The 16645-nt window shown below is 61.9% G+C and carries 16 protein-coding genes and 2 pseudogenes; 15 read left to right on the top strand and 3 right to left on the bottom strand.

Annotation, left to right across the window (positions count from 1 at the left end; genetic code table 11):
* Positions 1 to 2: 2 nt before the first annotated feature.
* Positions 3 to 818 (top strand): FAD binding domain-containing protein, encoded by an 816-nt coding sequence (locus tag ABCW43_RS16970; RefSeq protein ID WP_345926495.1) that lies wholly within the window; start codon positions 3 to 5, stop codon positions 816 to 818.
* A 99-nt stretch (positions 819 to 917) separates the two neighbouring features.
* On the opposite strand, the gene ABCW43_RS16965 is transcribed toward ABCW43_RS16970, so the two are convergent.
* Entirely contained in the window at positions 918 to 1454 is a 537-nt protein-coding gene (locus ABCW43_RS16965) for a MarR family winged helix-turn-helix transcriptional regulator (protein WP_345926493.1), read from the bottom strand.
* A gap of 235 nt (positions 1455 to 1689) precedes the next feature.
* Positions 1690 to 3087, bottom strand: coding sequence for an MFS transporter (locus ABCW43_RS16960; RefSeq protein WP_345926492.1), 1398 nt, complete (start codon positions 3085 to 3087; stop codon positions 1690 to 1692).
* Between the two features lie 129 nt (positions 3088 to 3216).
* Between ABCW43_RS16960 and ABCW43_RS16955 the strand changes: the two genes are divergently transcribed.
* Both ABCW43_RS16955 and ggt read left to right on the top strand, forming a co-directional pair.
* Positions 3217 to 4179: a LysR family transcriptional regulator gene (locus tag ABCW43_RS16955; RefSeq protein ID WP_345926490.1), complete on the top strand. Its 963-nt coding sequence runs from the start codon at positions 3217 to 3219 to the stop codon at positions 4177 to 4179.
* 130 nt (positions 4180 to 4309) lie between these two features.
* A complete protein-coding gene (gene ggt, locus ABCW43_RS16950; RefSeq protein WP_345926488.1) occupies positions 4310 to 5902 on the top strand; it encodes a gamma-glutamyltransferase in 1593 nt (530 codons plus the stop codon).
* Positions 5903 to 6256: 354 nt separating this feature from the next.
* Here the strand turns inward: ggt and ABCW43_RS16945 are convergent.
* A pseudogene (locus ABCW43_RS16945) lies at positions 6257 to 6547 on the bottom strand (helix-turn-helix transcriptional regulator); the annotation flags it as partial.
* Between the two features lie 129 nt (positions 6548 to 6676).
* Between ABCW43_RS16945 and ABCW43_RS16940 the strand changes: the two are divergent.
* The 12 genes and pseudogenes from ABCW43_RS16940 (at position 6677) to ABCW43_RS16885 (ending at position 16645) form a co-directional block, all read left to right on the top strand.
* Entirely contained in the window at positions 6677 to 7057 is a 381-nt protein-coding gene (locus tag ABCW43_RS16940) for a type 2 periplasmic-binding domain-containing protein (RefSeq protein WP_345926927.1), read from the top strand.
* Positions 7058 to 7210: 153 nt separating this feature from the next.
* Positions 7211 to 7576, top strand: coding sequence for a type II toxin-antitoxin system RelE/ParE family toxin (locus ABCW43_RS16935; protein ID WP_345926486.1), 366 nt, complete (start codon positions 7211 to 7213; stop codon positions 7574 to 7576).
* Positions 7569 to 7895 (top strand): helix-turn-helix domain-containing protein, encoded by a 327-nt coding sequence (locus ABCW43_RS16930; protein ID WP_345926484.1) that lies wholly within the window; start codon positions 7569 to 7571, stop codon positions 7893 to 7895. Before ABCW43_RS16935 ends, ABCW43_RS16930 begins: the two co-directional genes overlap by 8 nt.
* An 11-nt stretch (positions 7896 to 7906) precedes the next feature.
* Complete coding sequence (locus tag ABCW43_RS28845) at positions 7907 to 8836, top strand: gamma-glutamyltransferase (protein ID WP_445738958.1); 930 nt, start codon at positions 7907 to 7909, stop codon at positions 8834 to 8836.
* Positions 8837 to 8881: 45 nt separating this feature from the next.
* Positions 8882 to 9382, top strand: a pseudogene (locus ABCW43_RS16920) (enoyl ACP reductase FabMG family protein); the annotation flags it as partial.
* Between the two features lie 263 nt (positions 9383 to 9645).
* Positions 9646 to 11028, top strand: coding sequence for an NAD(P)-binding domain-containing protein (locus ABCW43_RS16915; protein WP_345926482.1), 1383 nt, complete (start codon positions 9646 to 9648; stop codon positions 11026 to 11028).
* Complete coding sequence (locus ABCW43_RS16910; protein ID WP_345926480.1) at positions 11021 to 11656, top strand: 2-hydroxychromene-2-carboxylate isomerase; 636 nt, start codon at positions 11021 to 11023, stop codon at positions 11654 to 11656. Before ABCW43_RS16915 ends, ABCW43_RS16910 begins: the two co-directional genes overlap by 8 nt.
* The gene (locus ABCW43_RS16905; protein WP_345926478.1) at positions 11656 to 12657 is read left to right on the top strand and encodes a dipeptidase; all 1002 of its coding nucleotides are present in this window, start codon (positions 11656 to 11658) and stop codon (positions 12655 to 12657) included. The genes ABCW43_RS16910 and ABCW43_RS16905 overlap by 1 nt, the downstream gene beginning before the upstream one ends.
* A gap of 131 nt (positions 12658 to 12788) precedes the next feature.
* Entirely contained in the window at positions 12789 to 13871 is a 1083-nt protein-coding gene (locus ABCW43_RS16900; protein ID WP_345926476.1) for an ABC transporter substrate-binding protein, read from the top strand.
* A gap of 24 nt (positions 13872 to 13895) precedes the next feature.
* Positions 13896 to 14963 (top strand): ABC transporter ATP-binding protein, encoded by a 1068-nt coding sequence (locus tag ABCW43_RS16895; protein ID WP_345926474.1) that lies wholly within the window; start codon positions 13896 to 13898, stop codon positions 14961 to 14963.
* Positions 14960 to 15844 (top strand): ABC transporter permease, encoded by an 885-nt coding sequence (locus ABCW43_RS16890; RefSeq protein ID WP_345926472.1) that lies wholly within the window; start codon positions 14960 to 14962, stop codon positions 15842 to 15844. The genes ABCW43_RS16895 and ABCW43_RS16890 overlap by 4 nt, the downstream gene beginning before the upstream one ends.
* A gap of 6 nt (positions 15845 to 15850) precedes the next feature.
* Positions 15851 to 16645 carry an ABC transporter permease gene (locus tag ABCW43_RS16885; RefSeq protein ID WP_345926470.1) on the top strand — a complete coding sequence of 265 codons (795 nt, stop codon included), beginning with the start codon at positions 15851 to 15853 and terminating at the stop codon, positions 16643 to 16645.

Genomic DNA, 16645 nt, shown 5'->3' with positions numbered 1-16645 from the left:
TCATGTACGCAACGACCTACCACAAGCCGAAGACGCTCACCGAAGCCGTCGAACTCTATGAGAGCTCCGAGGAGCCCTCCTATCTTTCCGGCGGCCATACATTGATCCCGACGCTGAAAAGCCGGCTTGCCGCGCCTGCGCACCTGATCGACGTGCGCAGTATCCGGGAACTGTCCGGCATTGAAGTCACCGCCGACAAGGTGGTCATCGGCGCGGCCACCAAACATGCCGTCGTCGCGGCTTCCAAGGAGATCAAGGCTGCCATCCCCGCGCTTTCGAGCCTCGCCGGCTCGATCGGGGACGTCCAGGTGCGCCACATGGGCACGATCGGGGGCTCGACCGCGAACAACGACCCGGCGGCCGACTATCCCGCCGCCGTTCTGTCGCTCGATGCGATCGTCCATACCGACCGCCGCGAAATCCCCGCCAATGACTATTTCCAGGGCCTTTACACCACGGCCTTGGAGCCAGGTGAAATCCTCGTCCGCGTCGAGTTCAAGATTCCGGAAATCGCCGGTTATGCGAAATTCCGCAATCCAGCCTCGCGTTATTCGATGGCCGCTTCCTTCGTCGCCAAACATCGCGACGGCCACATCCGCGTTGCGATCACGGGCGCCGGCAATGAGGGGGTGTTCCGCTGGACCGAGGCCGAGGAACTGCTGACCGAGAATTTTTTGGCCGAAGCGCTGGAGGGCCTGACCATCGACCCGTCGCGGATGATGGGCGACATGCATGCGCCGGCCGACTACCGCGCCCATCTCGTCGCCGTCATGACACGCCGCGCGATGCAGAACCTCGGCGGCACGCACATCCTCTGACGACAGATGTTCTGCCCCGGAGACTGAAATGGCCGGCGGGGCGACTCGCCGGCCTTTGCTTGAAAAGCTGCTGGCTGGCTCACCAAGGACTATTCGAAATCATTGCGGCAGGTCTCGCAACGGCGATACCGCATCTTCAAGATGCTGGGGCGTGCCGAAGGTCGCGGCGATCCGGCCGAGCACAGCAATCAGCACCGCCTTGTCCTTGCCGGCGATCTCATCAAGATGGCGGTCATAGACGACGGCGATCGCGTGCAAACGCTCCTGCATATTTCGACCGTTTTCGGTGAGCCTGACACTGTAGCTGCGTTGATCGTCGGGGTTCGATCGCCGTTCGATCAGTCCGCGATGGGACAATGCCTTGAGACTGGAGGTAAGCGTCGAACGGTCGCGGCCACAGATTCGGCTGAGCTCCGACGGCGTCATGCTCTCTCGTTCGGCAAGCACGGTCAGTAGCGAATACCATCCGGGCTTCAAGTCAGCCTTGCCGGCCGCCCTGGCAAACGCCTGGAAGGAGGTCTCCTGCGCGACCCTCAGATGATATCCGATCAGGTTCTGGAACATGGCCGGGACAAGCGTCTCGCCCTCCGCAGATGTTGCCTGCGCGTCCTGTCGTATCGATGATTCAACCGTCATTCCTGCATTCCTCCCGCTGTGGAAGCTATTAGGAATGGGGAGATGCGGCAATATAGTTTGATGCCAAATTATATTGCTCCGTCTCATTGTCCGACAAAGCCGGGCGAACTGCAAGCGACGCGATGGACATACCCTGCCGCGCGGACGATCTGCTATGGGGCCGAAGTATCGGAAAAAGAAACCCGCGCCGGGCGGTGGCGCGGGTGAAGAGCAGGACTCTGGTTTACAGGCAGATCTATTCAGCGGCCTGGTACCGGTCGACTGCCGGCGAAGGTTTTGGCCCGAGCGCTGCGATCAGCGTGATCACCACCGCGAGCGTCGCGACAAAGGCAACGGCGGCGGAATATGGTTCCCAGCCGAAGCTGGGAGCGCCACTGAACACGGCAGACGTTGCCGCCAGCACCACGCCGCCGCCGATCTGGAAGGCGGCGAAGAACATGCCGGAGGCAAGCCCCGATTTATCCTCCTCGATATCGGCCAGTGCCGCGACCTGGATGGACGGAAAGGTCATGGCATAACCGAGGCCGAGCGGAATCTGCGAGAGCACGACCAGCAGGATCGGGTCGATATGGCCGACCGACAGGACCCAGAAGATGTAGCTTATCGCCTGCAACGCGACGCCCGCCGTCATGAAACCGGTCGTGCCACGGTTCTGGGCGAGCGTCGCGAAACGCGGAGCCAGGAACATCACGAAGGCACCGGCACCGGCAAAGCAGAAGCCCGTCGCAAAGGCCGACCAGCCGTAGACGGCCTGATAATAGAGCGTCGCGGTGAACTGGAAGCCGATGTAGGCGCCCTGATAGAGGAAACCGACAATATTGGCATGGGTAAGTCTGGCGCGGCGGAACATCGCGAGCGGCACCATCGGGTCCTTATGGCGGGCTTCGATGGCGAGGAAGGCGAGGATCAGCACGACTGCGGCCACCAGCGAGCCCCAGGTGAGGAGGTCGGCCCAGCCGGCCGAGGCCGCATTGGTGATGCCGAACACGAAAAGCAGCAGGCCGGGAGTGATGGTGATTGCGCCCGCCCAGTCGAAGCCGGGACGCGGCCCGGTGCGGCGTGCGTCGAGCGGCAAGGCTATCGGTGCAAGGAGCAGGGTCAGGATCGCGACTGGCGCCCCCATCACCAGCGTTGCCCGCCAGCTGATCAGGGTCGCCGCGCCGCCGAGCACCATGCCGAGCACGAAACCGGCTGCCCCGGTGGAGGCGAAGAGGCCAAGCGCCTTGGCACGTTGCGGCCCTTCGCCGAACACCGCCAGCAGGAGTGCCAGCGCTGCGGGTGCCGTGAAGGCAGCGGCGATTCCCTTGACGAGGCGGGCGGCGATCAGCGTCGGGCCGCTGTCGACGAAACCGCCGGCGATGCTGGCCGCCGCAAAGATCGCCAGCGACCAGAGAAAGACGCGGCGATGACCGAAAATGTCGGCCACCCGGCCGCCGAGCAGCAGAAAACCACCGTAACCGAGCACATAGGCGCTGACCGCCCATTGCAGGGAGGTGGGCCGCATGCCGAGTTCGGCCTGAATGGCGGGAAGTGCGACGCCGATTGTGGAGACATCCATCGCGTCGAGAAAATTGGCGGTGCAGAGCAGCAGCAATGCAAGCCCCGCAGCCCCTCGGAATTGAGGATTGCTCATGGGATTCTGATCCTTGTTCATGCTGCCCCCGGAGCGGGGAGGTCGAACCGGGCCGGCAGAGGATCCAGAAATTGTCCATCTTCTTGACCTATTGCAAATTGATAATTGCCATGGCAGGTATTACTGACGATGATGAATGATGCGACCCTTCGAAAGATTGACCTCAACCTGCTTCTGGCCTTCGCGGTGCTGATGCAGGAACGGAACGTCAGTCGCGCCGCCGAACGCCTGCTGCTCGGACAGCCAGGCTTGTCGGCTGCGCTGAAACGGCTGCGCGAGGCGTTGGACGACGAACTGTTCGTACGTGTCGGTCGTGGCCTGCAGCCGACGCCCCGGGCGCTGGCGATCGCGCCCGTCATCGAGGATGCACTTTCGAACATCGAACGAGCGATCCGGCCGCCGGCCGAATTCGATCCCGGAAGCTGGGAGGGCGAGTTCCGCATCGGCATGTGCGACAATCTCGAATCGGCTTTCTTCGGCCCGCTGGCCGCCCGTCTGCGGCAGTTCTCGCCCGGTTCGCGGTTGATCGGAGTCGCCTCGGACCGGCGTGACGTTTCGCGCATGCTGGATGACGGCGCCTTCGATTTCAGCGTCGCGGTGCATGGCGATCCGGCCTCCTGGCACGTCCGCGCACCGCTCTTCACCCAGTCGTCCGTGTGCGTCTACGATCCCGCGCAGATCAGGCTCAATGCGCCGCTCGGCCTCAACGACTACGCGGATGCGCCGCATGTGGCCGTCTCCTTCGAGGGCAATTCCTCGACCAGCATCGACGTTGCGCTCGCCCGTCACGGGAAAACCCGCAATGTCGTGGCGACTGTGCCGCGTTTTTCGGCGCTGCCGACGGCACTTCGGGCGATGCCGGCCATCGCCACTATTCCGGAATCGATCGCCCGCTGCATGGCCCAACTCCATGATCTAACGATCGACCTGCCGCCGATCGACCTGCCCGCTGAGCCGGTGAGCATGCTCTACCGGCGTGTCGACCATGCGGACAGCCGTGCCTCATGGTTCCGCGCCCTCTTCGTGGAGGTCGCCGGCGCGGCGCTCGAAGCCTCCGGCTGCAAGATGGGAATTTCGCGGATCGCAGCTTAAGCCCGAACAGCGGCCGGCTTTCGGAAATCAGCACATGACGGCTTGATGCCGCCTGCCCGGCATGGTCTGTTGAGGACGAATATTGAGCCGCCACAGGGTCTTGAGCCCATTTTCCAGTGATGAGAGTGACATGAGAGACTTCGAACTACCCGGCCGTTCGCTCGCCGTTGGCCGCACCGCGATGGCCGCAACCTCGCAGCCGCTGGCAACGCTCACCGCCATCGACATCCTGCGCAATGGCGGCAATGCCGTGGATGCGGCGGTCGCCGCCTGCGCCGTGCAATGCGTGGTCGAGGCCGGTTCGACCGGCATCGGCGGCGATTGCTTCGCTCTTTTGTCGCTCGGCGGCACGGACGAGGTGCTGGCCTATAATGGGTCAGGCCGGGCACCGGCTGCCGCAACCGTCGAACATCTCCGTTCGCTCGGCGTCACTAGCCTCACCCGCACCTCGCCACACACGATCACCGTGCCGGGTGCCGTGGATGCCTGGACGCGGCTGGTTGCCGACCACGGCCGCATGAAGATGGCCGATATTCTCGCCCCGGCCGTCAAGCTGGCGCGCGACGGCTATGTTTTGCCCCCGCGTACGGCGCACGATCTTGCCGCCCAGGCGGAGATCCTGAAGGACGATCCGGCGGCGAGCCGTGTCTTCCTCGTCGACGGCAAGGCGCCGCCGGCAGGTTCGGTCCAGTACCAGAAGCAGCTCGCCGATACGCTCGAAGCCATCGGCCGGGAAGGCAGGGACGCTTTTTATCGCGGCCCGATCGCGGAAGGCATGGTGAGCTACCTGAACGGCATCGGTGCGCTGCACACGCTCGAAGATTTCGCCAGCGCCCGCGGCGAATACGTAACGCCGATCAAGACGACATTCCGTGGCCACGAAATCCACGAATGCCCACCGAACGGCCAGGGCATCATCGCGCTGATGATCCTCAACATCCTGTCGCATTTTCCCGGCAAAGGCGATCCGCTGGCGCCTGAACGCCTGCATATCGAGGTCGAGGCGACGCGTCTAGCCTATGCGGCGCGCAATCGTTTGCTCGCCGATCCGGCCAAGGTCGACGTGCCGGTCGATTACCTGCTCTCGGAGGAACTCGCCAGTGAATTGGCCGGCATGATCGATCCTGAAAAAGCGATCGAGAACTTGCCGCCCTTCGACGAAGTACCGCACAAGGACACGATCTATCTCTCGGTCGTCGATAGCGACCGCAATGCAATCAGCTTCATCAACTCGATCTTCTTTGTCTACGGCAGCGGCCATATGGACCCGAAGAGCGGGGTGATGTTCCACAACCGGGGTTTCAGCTTCTCGCTCGATCCGGACCATCCGAACGTGATCGCGCCGGGCAAGCGGCCGATGCATACGATCATCCCCGGCATGGTGACGAAGGACGGCCGTGCCGTCATGCCCTTCGGTGTCATGGGCGGCCAGTATCAGGCCATGGGCCACGCCCATTTCCTCTCAAAAGTCTTCGACTACGGCATGGACCTGCAGAGCGCCATCGACCTGCCGCGCCTCTTCCCGCTGCCCGGAACCAACCAGGTCGAGATGGAAGCCCGGCTGCGCAACACGATCGGCCCGGAGTTCACCAGGCGCGGTTTCGAGGTGAAGGCGCCGGAGTCGGCCATGGGCGGCGCCCAGGCAATCTGGATCGACTGGGAAACAGGCGTGCTGAAAGGCGGATCCGACCCCCGCAAGGACGGCATGGCTCTCGGCATTTGAGCTGCCCGTTCAATTTGGTAGGTGACCATGCTCAGCGAAATGACATTGTCGTCGAGGCAAAGCTCGGCCTTGGGCCCGGCGGGCATATGCGGAGCAATGGCGCAATCAATGGCTCCCGTATCACGGCCTGCCATCCTGTCCTCCGGAAACGACCGCGCTGCGCCGACTGCGGATCGGCCTGTGGGGCCGTTCGAATCCTCGACCTTCAGGATGGTAGCCCTTCATCACACGCGAAGACGAAGAAAGCACCGGGCAGCATGATGGACATTCAACGACTTCGCTATTTCTGCAGCGCTGCGATGATACCACCGCCGTTCGATAGTGTTGGGTCTCCGCCCGAGACGGTATTCCCGCTTAGGACATTGCGTAGGCGGCAAAGCGGCTATCCCGCCGGAAATCGGAGGGCAACATACCCGAAATATGCCGGAAGGATTTGTTGAACGCGCTGAGCGAGCCGAGGCCGCTGTCCATTGCGACCTGCAACACATTGGCTCCGTCCTGCATCAGAAGCGCCTGCGCACGGGAAAGCCGCAAGAGGTTGACGTATTTGCTGAACGTCATTCCGGTCGACCTTCGGAAAATGTTCATCGCATATTTCGGATGAAGATCGGCGGCGCGCGCGATGTCGATCGTGTCGATATCCTGCATGTGTGTTCCGGCGTTGCATTTGACCCCACCATCGACTTCGAAGAGCGCCCCTGCCGGTTCCGCAAATTGAACAAGATTTCAACATGTTGAGCTACCTCTGCTAGGGTCAGCCCTCAGCGCGGCAACCTGGAGATGGCAATGTTGCCGCCTTGGGACTTTGCCAAGCAGGCGCCCGAATTCGATATCCTCGGCGCGGCCTATGTGGTTCGCGACGCCGATCATCTCATCAAGATCGTCGAGAGCGACGTCGGCGAGGAGGTCAGGAAAACGGCCCGCGAGAAACTGAAGGTGGAGATCCTGGCGCCAGCCTATTACGGAGCCCGCCACGTCAATCTCAAGGGAAACAAGAAGGTTTCCAAGCCGGAGGACTTGGCCAGCGTCGAGCTTCGCATGCCGGGCGGCGAAAGCTGGCAGTTCCTCGGTAAACTGGGGAGATTTTTGAAGCGGCGGCATGTCGCTCAAGGCTTCCAGAAAAGCCCGAAGTCAATTAGGCCGGACCATCGATAAGCGCTTGTTATCGATGGCTAGAATCATTTTCCAGATCCGGGCGACGCGAGAAAACGATCGTTTGTGGGAACTTCTGGAGGACATGCCCACCATTGCCTTGATGAGAGACATGGACTATATATCCCAAAGTATCTATATCATTCAGGATATGAAATGACGGTATGGAAGGTCGAGTTTCACGACCGCTTCAAGGGCGAGATCATGGACCTTCCAGCCGATGTTCGGATCGAATTGCTCGCGCATTTGGTGCTGCTTCGCGAGAAGGGCTTTCGACTGGGACGGCCTGAGGTCGACACACTCGAGGGCTCCAGGCATGCGAACATGAAAGAACTGCGCGTCAAGGTGTTGAAGGTGCAATGGCGCTTCGCTTTTGCTTTTGACCCGGAACGAAAGGCCGTCGTTCTCTGCGGTGGTGCGAAGAGCGGTGTGAACCAGAAACTCTTCTACAAACGGCTGATCGATCTGGCTGATAAACGATACGACGAGCATTTGCGCGAGTTGGAGAAGAAACATGGATGATCTCGACAAGCTGATACAGACGCTTCCCGATGACGAACAGCGCGCCGTTGCAACGCGGGCCGACGAGCTTGTCACGGCGCACAATCTGCGTGAATTGCGGGCTCTCGCTGGTCGGACGCAGGAAGACGTCTCTGCCGGGACCGGTTTCAGACAGACAAATGTCTCAAGACTGGAGAAGCGCGCCGACATGAAATTGTCGACGCTTCGCGACTATGTCGAATCCCTCGGCGGTACGTTGAAGATCGTCGCGGATGTCGCGGGCAAGAAAGTCGATCTTTCCAGTATCGCAGAGCGATCCCGCCACGGTTCAAAGTTCTGAGTGAGCCACCGGTGAGGGAGGGGGCTACAGCCCAGCCGCTGGCGACGCTCACCGCCATCGACATCTTGCGTAGTGGCGGCAATGCCGTCGATGCGGCGGTTGCCGCTTGCGCCGTACAGTGCGTCGTCGAAGCCGGCTCGACCGGCATCGGCGGCGATTGCTTCGCTCTTCTCTCGCTCGGCGGCACGGACAAGGTGCTGGCCTATAATGGGTCAGGCAGGGCACCGGCTGCCGCAACCGTCGAACATCTCCGTTCGCTCGGCGTCACCAGCCTTAGCCGCAGCTCGCCGCACACGATCACCGTGCCGGGTGCGGTGGATGCCTGGACGCGGCTGGTTGCCGATCACGGCCGCATGAAGATGGCCGATATTCTCGCCCCGGCCATCAAGCTGGCGCGCGACAGCTATGTTCTGCCCCCGCCCACGGCGCACGACCTTGCCGCGCAGGCGGAGATCCTGAAGGACGATCCGGCTGCGAGCCGTGTCTTCCTCGTCGACGGCAAGGCGCCACCGGCGGGTTCCATCCAGCATCAGAAACAGCTCGCCGATACGCTCGAAGTGATCGGCAGGGAGGGCAGGACGCTTTCTATCGCGGCCCGATCGCGGGAGGAGCCGCGGCCCATGCCGATGCGGCTGGAGGAGGGGAGGGGGAGGGGCAGGAGAGTGACGACGATGCCGGCCCGCTGGCGGAAGAATTCGCAGCAGCCGGATCGTACCACGATGCGGTGGACGTTCAGGAAGCGCGGAGGATACAAAGCGCCTTTCGGAACGAGACGGCGCATCTTCTCGCCGGTTGCATGCTGCTCGCGCTGCCCACCCTGGCAATCGACGCACCACCGTGCGATGCGAGCCCGGGCCGACTTGCGGCCTTTCGTTCGGCCAGCATCCGGTTGCTGTGTCTTGCCGGTCTCGGGGGCTATCCGCAGCTGGCGTTCCCGGTGACCGCCGCCGGTCTGGAACTCTCACTATCCCTTATGGGCGCGCCGAATGCCGATCGCGCGCTCGTGGAGACGGCGAACCGGGTGGCCATTCCGCGACGTGTTCGTGCTATTCGGTGAGCTTTTCGGACGCGGATACGCCACAGGCTTGCTGGACGAAGCCCGCAAGGCTGGCATGGACATCGTCGGTATTACCGTTGGACGGCGCGACGAGAACAACTTTTTGCGTCCGCTTAACGCCGAGGAGTTATCAGCGGCCGAGTCCCGGCTGGGTGGCAGGATCATCAACATTCCTTTGATGGCCGGTTTCGATCTCGACGCGCCCGAAGGCGGTCCGACGCCGACCGACCTGCTCGCTGCGATGACGCTCGAGAACTGGCAGCAGGAAAAGCTTGATTGGGATTACGTCTCGCAATGCCGGACGATTGCCACCAAGCGGTTCACAAAAGCTCTTTCCGAGGTAATGGCCATCCTCGACGGCATGATTGTGGGCGGCCGGAATGTATTCTTTGCCCACACGATGGCTGGAGGCATCCCGAAGGCGAAGGTTCCCTTTCGCCTCCGGGCTGTTCTCATCGGCATGGGCGTCGAAACCATACAGCTAAAAAATGAGCCAAGTTTTAAGTTGCCTGATTTTCTGGCACTGGCCATTTACATTTCGTAATTCGCATAGTAATTCATCTGCAATGTCATTCTGATATAGTGAGGCGACCAGTGGGGGCCCAAGATCTACCGCGTCCGGCTTCTCTGGAAGCTCTTGAGAATCGCCTTCAGGTCGACCTTTTATGGCTGAACCAGCCGCCCAAGGACTGGATGCCTCGGACGGAAGTCGACGGGATCGAGGTTCTGGACGTTGCGGTGATCGGTGCGGGCCTTTGCGGGCTGGTGACGCTCGCAGCTCTGAAGAAAGTCGGCATTCTGGCTGCGCGGGCCTATGACCGCGCTCCGCAGGGGTTCGAAGGCCCTTGGATTACCTATGCACGAATGGAAACGCTGCGCACCCGCAAGGACGCCGCGGGACCGGCGCTCGGCATTCCGTCGTTGACTTTCCGAGCATGGTTCGAGGCGCAATATGGTGCACAGGCCTATCTCGACATGGGCCTCATTCCCCGCCCGATGTGGATGGAGTATCTCGTCTGGTATCGGCGGGTTCTCGATCTCAACGTGGTCAACGACGCCGCCCTGTCGGCGATCGGCTTTCGCGACGATGGGCTGGTCGCTCTGAACTTCGACAGGGCCGGAACAAAGCAGCAGGTTCTCGCCCGTCGCGTGGTTTTGGCGACCGGCCTCGATGGGCTTGGGGCGCCGACGCTTCCGGATGTCGCCGCGCGTGCACCGTCGCGTCTCGTTCGGCACGGCGCCGATTTCATCGACATGGCTTCCTTGAAGGGCAAACGTGTTTCCGTCGTCGGTGCAGGCGCATCGGCCATGGACAATGCCGCGGCCGCGCTGGAGGCGGGCGCCGCGCGGGTGGATATCTTCGTGCGCCGTGCGGATATCCCACGCATCGACAAATTCACCGGGGTCGGCAGCCAAGGCATGACGCACGGTTATCTCGGCCTGCCGGATGCGGACAAGTGGATCTACATGGTTGCCGGCGAGCGGGCTCAGATCCCGCCGCCGCGCCGCAGCGTGCTGCGCGCCTCGCGCTATCCCAATGCCTTCTTTCATCTGGCAAGCCCGATAAGTGATCTCGTCGAGGCTGGCGATGCGGTGGACGTGGTCACCCCGAAGGGGCGTTATCGGACCGATCTGGTGATCTTTGCGACGGGCTTCTCGGTCGATTTCGGCAAGCGGCCGGAGTTTTCAGCGCTCGCCGGCAAAATCCTGCTGTGGCGCGACGTCTATGCGCCGCCAGCCGGCTGGGAGCATGAGGGCATCGCTTCGACGCCCTATCTTGGCCCTTCTTTCGAGTTCCTACCGAAGCCCGGGCTCGATCCGGGTCTGGCCGCCTCGGTCTCGAGGGTTGCCTGCTTCGCCTATCCGGCGGTTCCCTCGCACGGAAAGATCACCAGCGGGATACCTTCGATCAGCGAAGGCGCGGCGCGCCTGGCGACGGGTCTCGCCCGGTCACTCTTCGTGGAAGACCGGACCTACCATCTCGACCGCTTTCTCGCATTCGATACGCCGGAACTTTTGGGCGACGAATGGACTGATGCGGATATTGACGAGGACATGAGCATTGCCAATGGATGAACGACGCCCGGAGCTTCAGATTTTCTACGGAATCTCCTCGCCATGGGCCTATTTCGGCGCCCAGAGAGCGGTTGCGATTGCCCGTGAGAATGGTGCAGGCGTGCGGCTCAGGCCGATCCGCATCATCGAGGCGAATGGTGGCATCCCGCTGCGCAATCGTCCCGATGCGCGCCAGCTCTACCATGAGGTCGAACTGCGCCGCTGGCGGGATTATCTCGGCATGTCGCTCAACCTGAAGCCGAAATTCTACCCCTGCCGCACGATCGAGCCCGCCGCGCAGGCGGTGATCGCGATCCAGAAGGCAGGCCTCGACGCGATTTCCTTCTCGTTCGCCGTGCAGCGGGCGCTTTGGGCCGAGGACCGCGACATCGCCGACTTCTCCACCCTCCGCGATATCGCCCGGGCGACGGCCGGCGAGACAGCGGCAGCGCTGGTCGTCGATCCGCAACCGGACGACATCATTGCGGAGTGGCATGGCAACCTTGCGGAGGCCGAGCGGCTTGGTGTCTTCGGGACGCCGACCTACGTCCTCGGCATGGAACTCTTCTGGGGGCAGGATCGCCTGGAATTCGTCGACCGCGCCCTGAAGGCCTGCAAGAGCACTGAAATGCGCAAGGAAACGGCGTGATGACCGAAGCAAGAAAACTGCATGACGACGCGATCATCGTCGATGGTCTCCAGACCTGCCTGTGGAGCCGGTCGATCTTCGAGGAAATGCACGCCGGCGGCCTGACCGCCGTCAACGTCTCTTCCCTCCTCTGGGAGAATTTCCGCGAGGGGATCGGTTATGTTTCCGAGTGGAAGCGCTTCCTGCGCGAGAACGACGACATCATCCGGCCGGTGCGAACGGTTGCCGACATCCATGCCGCCAAGGCGGAAGGCAAGACCGGCATCATCATCGGCTGGCAGAACACCTCGCCTTTGGAAGACAAGCTCGACTACGTGGAGATTTTCAAGGATCTCGGTGTCGGCATCATGCAACTCACCTACAATACTCAGAACTATTCCGGCGCCGGCTACCTGGAGGAGGTCGACAGCGGGCTTACCGGCTTCGGCAGGGAGGTGTTGGCGGAAATGAACCGCGTCGGCGTGCTCTGCGACCTGAGCCATGTGGGCGACAAGACCAGTGCCGATGTCATCGCCCATTCGAAGAAGCCGGTCTGCATCTCGCATATCCTGCCGCGGGCGCTGCGGGACGTCAAACGCAACAAGCCGGACGAACTGTTCATCGCCTGCGCCAAAAAGGGTGGCCTGATCGGCGTCAGCCTGTTCGCGCCAGGCCTTGCGGCCGGCAACGACGCGACGGTAGAGGATTACCTGGATGCCATGGCCTATGTGATCGATCTCGTCGGCGAGGATCATGTCGGCATCGGCACGGACTTCTCCCTCGATCGGCCGCGTCCCGGTCCCTGGCTGCTTTGGGCCAACAAGGACAAGGGCACTGCGCGCACGCTGACCGAATTCGGCTCGGTCAAGATATCAAAGCCCAAGGGAATCCAGCGGATGACCGAGATGCCGAACCTGACGGCTCGCATGCTGGCACGCGGCTGGGGCGAGGAACTGGTGCTCAAGCTTCTCGGCAGGAACTGGCTGCGCGTGCTCGACGCGGCCTGGACGCCGATGGCCTGATCTTCTCCGGCAAGGACTGCCGGTAGGAAGAAATTGCCTCGGCTTATCGAGCGGGAGACCGCGTTTGCGGGCTCAGGGAACTGCATGGGGATATAAGAACACACACCATACCTAAAACTGGAGAGACGGACATGACGATGCGCATGCAAAACGGAATTTCGCGGATGTTTCTTCGCGCCGGCGTTCTCGCCGCCTGCCTTGCCGCATTTACGGCAGGCGCCCAGGCTCAGGACGCCTCAATTAAGGGAACGGTAAACGTCGTCGGCTTTTCCGGCGTGTTCGCCGATAATTACCAGAAGTTCATCATAGAGCCGTTCAAGGTCAAATATCCCGGCATCGACGTAACCTATCAGCAGAGCAAGAATTCCGCGGAGACCCTGGCGCTGTTGACCCTGCAGCGCGCCGATCCGAAGATCGACATCGCGCTGATCGACGTTGCGGTCGCCATCAAGGCTAGCAAGGATGGCATTTTCGCCAAACTCGACCCGGCAAAAGTCAAGGTGCTCGACGAGATGCCCGCCTGGGGCCGCCTCGACGGCGACAAGGCTGTCGCGTTTTCACAGGATAACCTGGCGATCCTCTATAATACGGATACCGTCAAGCAGCCGCCGACCAGCTGGAACGATCTGGCGGACCCCAAATACAAGGGGAAGATCGCCGCAAAGCTTGGCGATACCCGCGGTGTCATCCTGCTGCCGATTCTCGACAAGCTGGCAGGTGCCGACTACAAGCAAAGCATTGACCCCGCCCTCGACCTCCTGAAGAAGATCGCGCCGAACGTCTCGACCTGGGAGCCTGCTCCGGACTGCTATGCGGTGATCCAGAGCGGCGAGGTCGACCTCTCCATCTGCTGGAACGGCCGTGCGCAATACCTGCACGACACTCAGGGCGGCAAGATCGGTGTTGCGGCCCCGAAGGAAGGTTCGATCGGCCAGACCAACACGATCGGCCTCGTCGAAAAATCCAAGAACGCCGCAGCCGCTCAGCTCTTCATCAACTACGCGCTCGGCAGCGAAGCGCAGGCGGCGTTCGCCGAGAAGAGCTTCTACGGTCCGGTCAACACCAAGGTGAACCTGCCGGACGCCGTGGCTGCCCGCATCTACGGCTCGAAGGAAGCGCAGGCCGCACAGATGTCGCTCGACTGGAATTTCGTCGCCGAGAAATACTCGGCCTGGATCCAGCGCATCAACCGCGAAGTCATCGCGCTCAACTGATCCAACTTGAGGAATCTGGCCGCCATGGCTGATCATCACGTCGTCATCGACAATCTCGTGAAGACCTATCCGGGCGCCCAGAAGCCTTCCGTGGATCACGTCAGCTTCTCGCTGCCGCGCGGCGAGATGCTAGCCCTGCTTGGCCCTTCGGGGTGTGGCAAGACAACAATCCTGCGCATGATCGCAGGCCTGATCGCCCCGACCTCGGGAGCGATCAGGCTCGAGGGCAGGGATGTGTCGTCAATTGCCGTCTACAAGCGCAACATGGGCATGGTCTTCCAAGCCTATGCCCTGTTTCCCCACATGACAATCGCCCAGAACATCTCGTTCGGCCTCGAAATGCGCAAGGTCGGCCGCGCCGAACGGGAGGAGCGTGTTCGCAAGGCGCTCGATCTCGTGAAGCTCACCGGGCTTGGCGACCGCAAGATCAGTCAGTTATCCGGCGGTCAGCAGCAGCGTGCGGCGATTGCCCGCTCGCTGGTGATCGAGCCGGAACTTCTGCTGCTCGACGAACCGCTTTCCAATCTCGATGCCAAGCTTCGTGACGAGATGCGCGATGAGATCCGCGATATCCAGGCGCGGACGGGCGTTACGGCGATCTTCGTTACCCATGACCAAGACGAGGCCTTGTCCATGGCAGACCGCCTGGCGGTCATGTCCGCCGGGCGTCTGGAACAGGTCGGCACGCCGCGCGAGATTTTCGACCGGCCTCAAACCGAGTTCGTCGCGTCCTTCATCGGTGCAGGGACCTTCTTCGAAGGCCGGGTAGCCGAACCCGGCCTTGCCGTGGTCGAAGGGATTAAGGCGCTGCGTTTCGTCGGTGAAGCGCCGGTGGGATCAACGGTCAAACTGATGATCCGGCCGCACAGGCTGGTCCTCGCCGACAATGCCGGCCAGCCGAACAGCTTCACCGGGACCGTGGAGCACATCGTATATCGCGGCCAAATCCTGACGCTGAACATTCGCTGCGGGGGCAGGCTGCTGCAGGCCGATCTTCCCACCCACGCCGGCGTGTTGCCCGAGAAAGGCGGCGAGGTGACGCTCGCCGTCGCCCCGCAAGATGTTACTCTGGTCGGGCAGGTGGCACCATGAGCGCCGCAGGCCTTCCGGCCGCCGGGACATCACCGGCAAACGCGCCGCGCGGGATATTGCTGATGTTGCTGTTGCCGGGGCTCGTCGCTCTAGTGATCACCTTCCTCCTGCCGCTGATATGGCTTTTCCGGGCATCTTTTGCGTCCTCGACAATGGGTGCGCTCAGCGGCGGAGACTGGACGTTGCAATCCTATTCCGCGGTGCTGTTCGATCCATTTTACTGGCGGGTAGCCTGGAATACGCAGGTGCTCGGCTTCAACGTGGCGTTTTTTGCTGTGATCCTGTCCTATCCGATTGCGCTGTTCCTGGCGCGCACGGAAAGCCGGTTTCGCGGTGTCCTGACGGCACTTGCCGTCGCGCCGCTGCTGACGTCGTCGGTCGTCAGAACCTATGGCTGGATGGTCATCCTCGGAGACCGCGGCGTGATAAACAGCACGCTCCAGTCTCTTTCGGTGACGGGTGGGGTCATCCGGCTCACCAACAACAGCTTCGGTGCCACTGTCGCGCTGATCGAAATTCTGATGCCCTATGCCATCCTCGCGATGCTCAGCGGCTTCGGGCGGCTGAACACACAACTCGAGGAGGCCGCCGCCATGCTCGGGGCGAACCGCTTGAGGGTCTTCACGCGCATCATCCTGCCGCTCAGCGCCCCCGGCGTGCTCACTGCAGCGCTTCTGGTCTTCGTGCTGGCGATCTCCTCTTTCGTCACGCCGCGGCTGATGGGCGGCGGACGCGTCTTCGTGCTAGGCACCGAAGTCTTCAACGAGGCGACGGTAACGCTCAACTGGCCGTTGGCGGCAGCTCTGTCGGTCATGCTGCTGATCCTGTTCAGCAGCATCATCCTGCTTTACCAGCGCGCCCTGCGCGCATTGGAGACGTGAGGAGCCATGCAGAGCAACACACTCTTCGGCCGGTTCGCCTGGAATACGCTGATCGCGCTGCTTTACCTGTTCCTGCTGGCGCCGATCATCGTTGTCTTCATCATCTCCTTCGATACACGCCAGTATCTCGCCTTCCCGCCGGAGAGCTTTTCCTTCGGCTCCTATGTGAAGGTCTTCCAGAACGTCAAGTTCATCTCGGCCTTCTGGCGCAGCCTCATCATCGGCGCGATTGTCGGTTTCGTCGCGGTGTCTGCCGGAATGCTGCTGTCCTTGTCGCTGGTGCGGTACCATTTCCGTGGAAAGGCGGCGGTGAACTTCCTCATCCTCGCACCGTTTCTCGTGCCGCATATCGTTCTTGCGGTTGGCATTATGCTGGTGATCGCGCCGCTCGGCCTGCTGGATAGCTATCCGGGTATCGTGCTTGCCCATCTCGGCATCACGATCCCCTACACCGTCAGAACGATCACCATGAGCCTGATGGCAGTGGATACCCGTATCGAGGAAGCGGCCCTCGTCCATGGCGCATCGCCACGCATGGTGTTCTGGCGCATAACCCTGCCGCTGGTGCGGCCCGGCCTCATCGCGGGCGGCGTGATTGCCTTCCTCATCTCCTTCGATGAGGCGACGATCTCGCTCTTCATCGTGTCGGTCAAGGCTTCGACGCTGCCGACGGAAATCTACCATTATCTCGAATATTCCACCGATCCGCAGATCGCCGCCCTCTCCGTCATCCTGATCCTGATCTCGGTCGGGGTCGTGATGGTAGTGGAAAAGCTGATTGGCCTACGCAAGGCACTCTGA

It is taken from the genome of Neorhizobium tunisiense (assembly GCF_039631515.1).
Classification (GTDB): Bacteria; Pseudomonadota; Alphaproteobacteria; order Rhizobiales; family Rhizobiaceae; genus Neorhizobium.
Note: the sequence above shows the minus strand (reverse complement) of the source record. Positions and strands in the feature narration are given on the sequence as shown.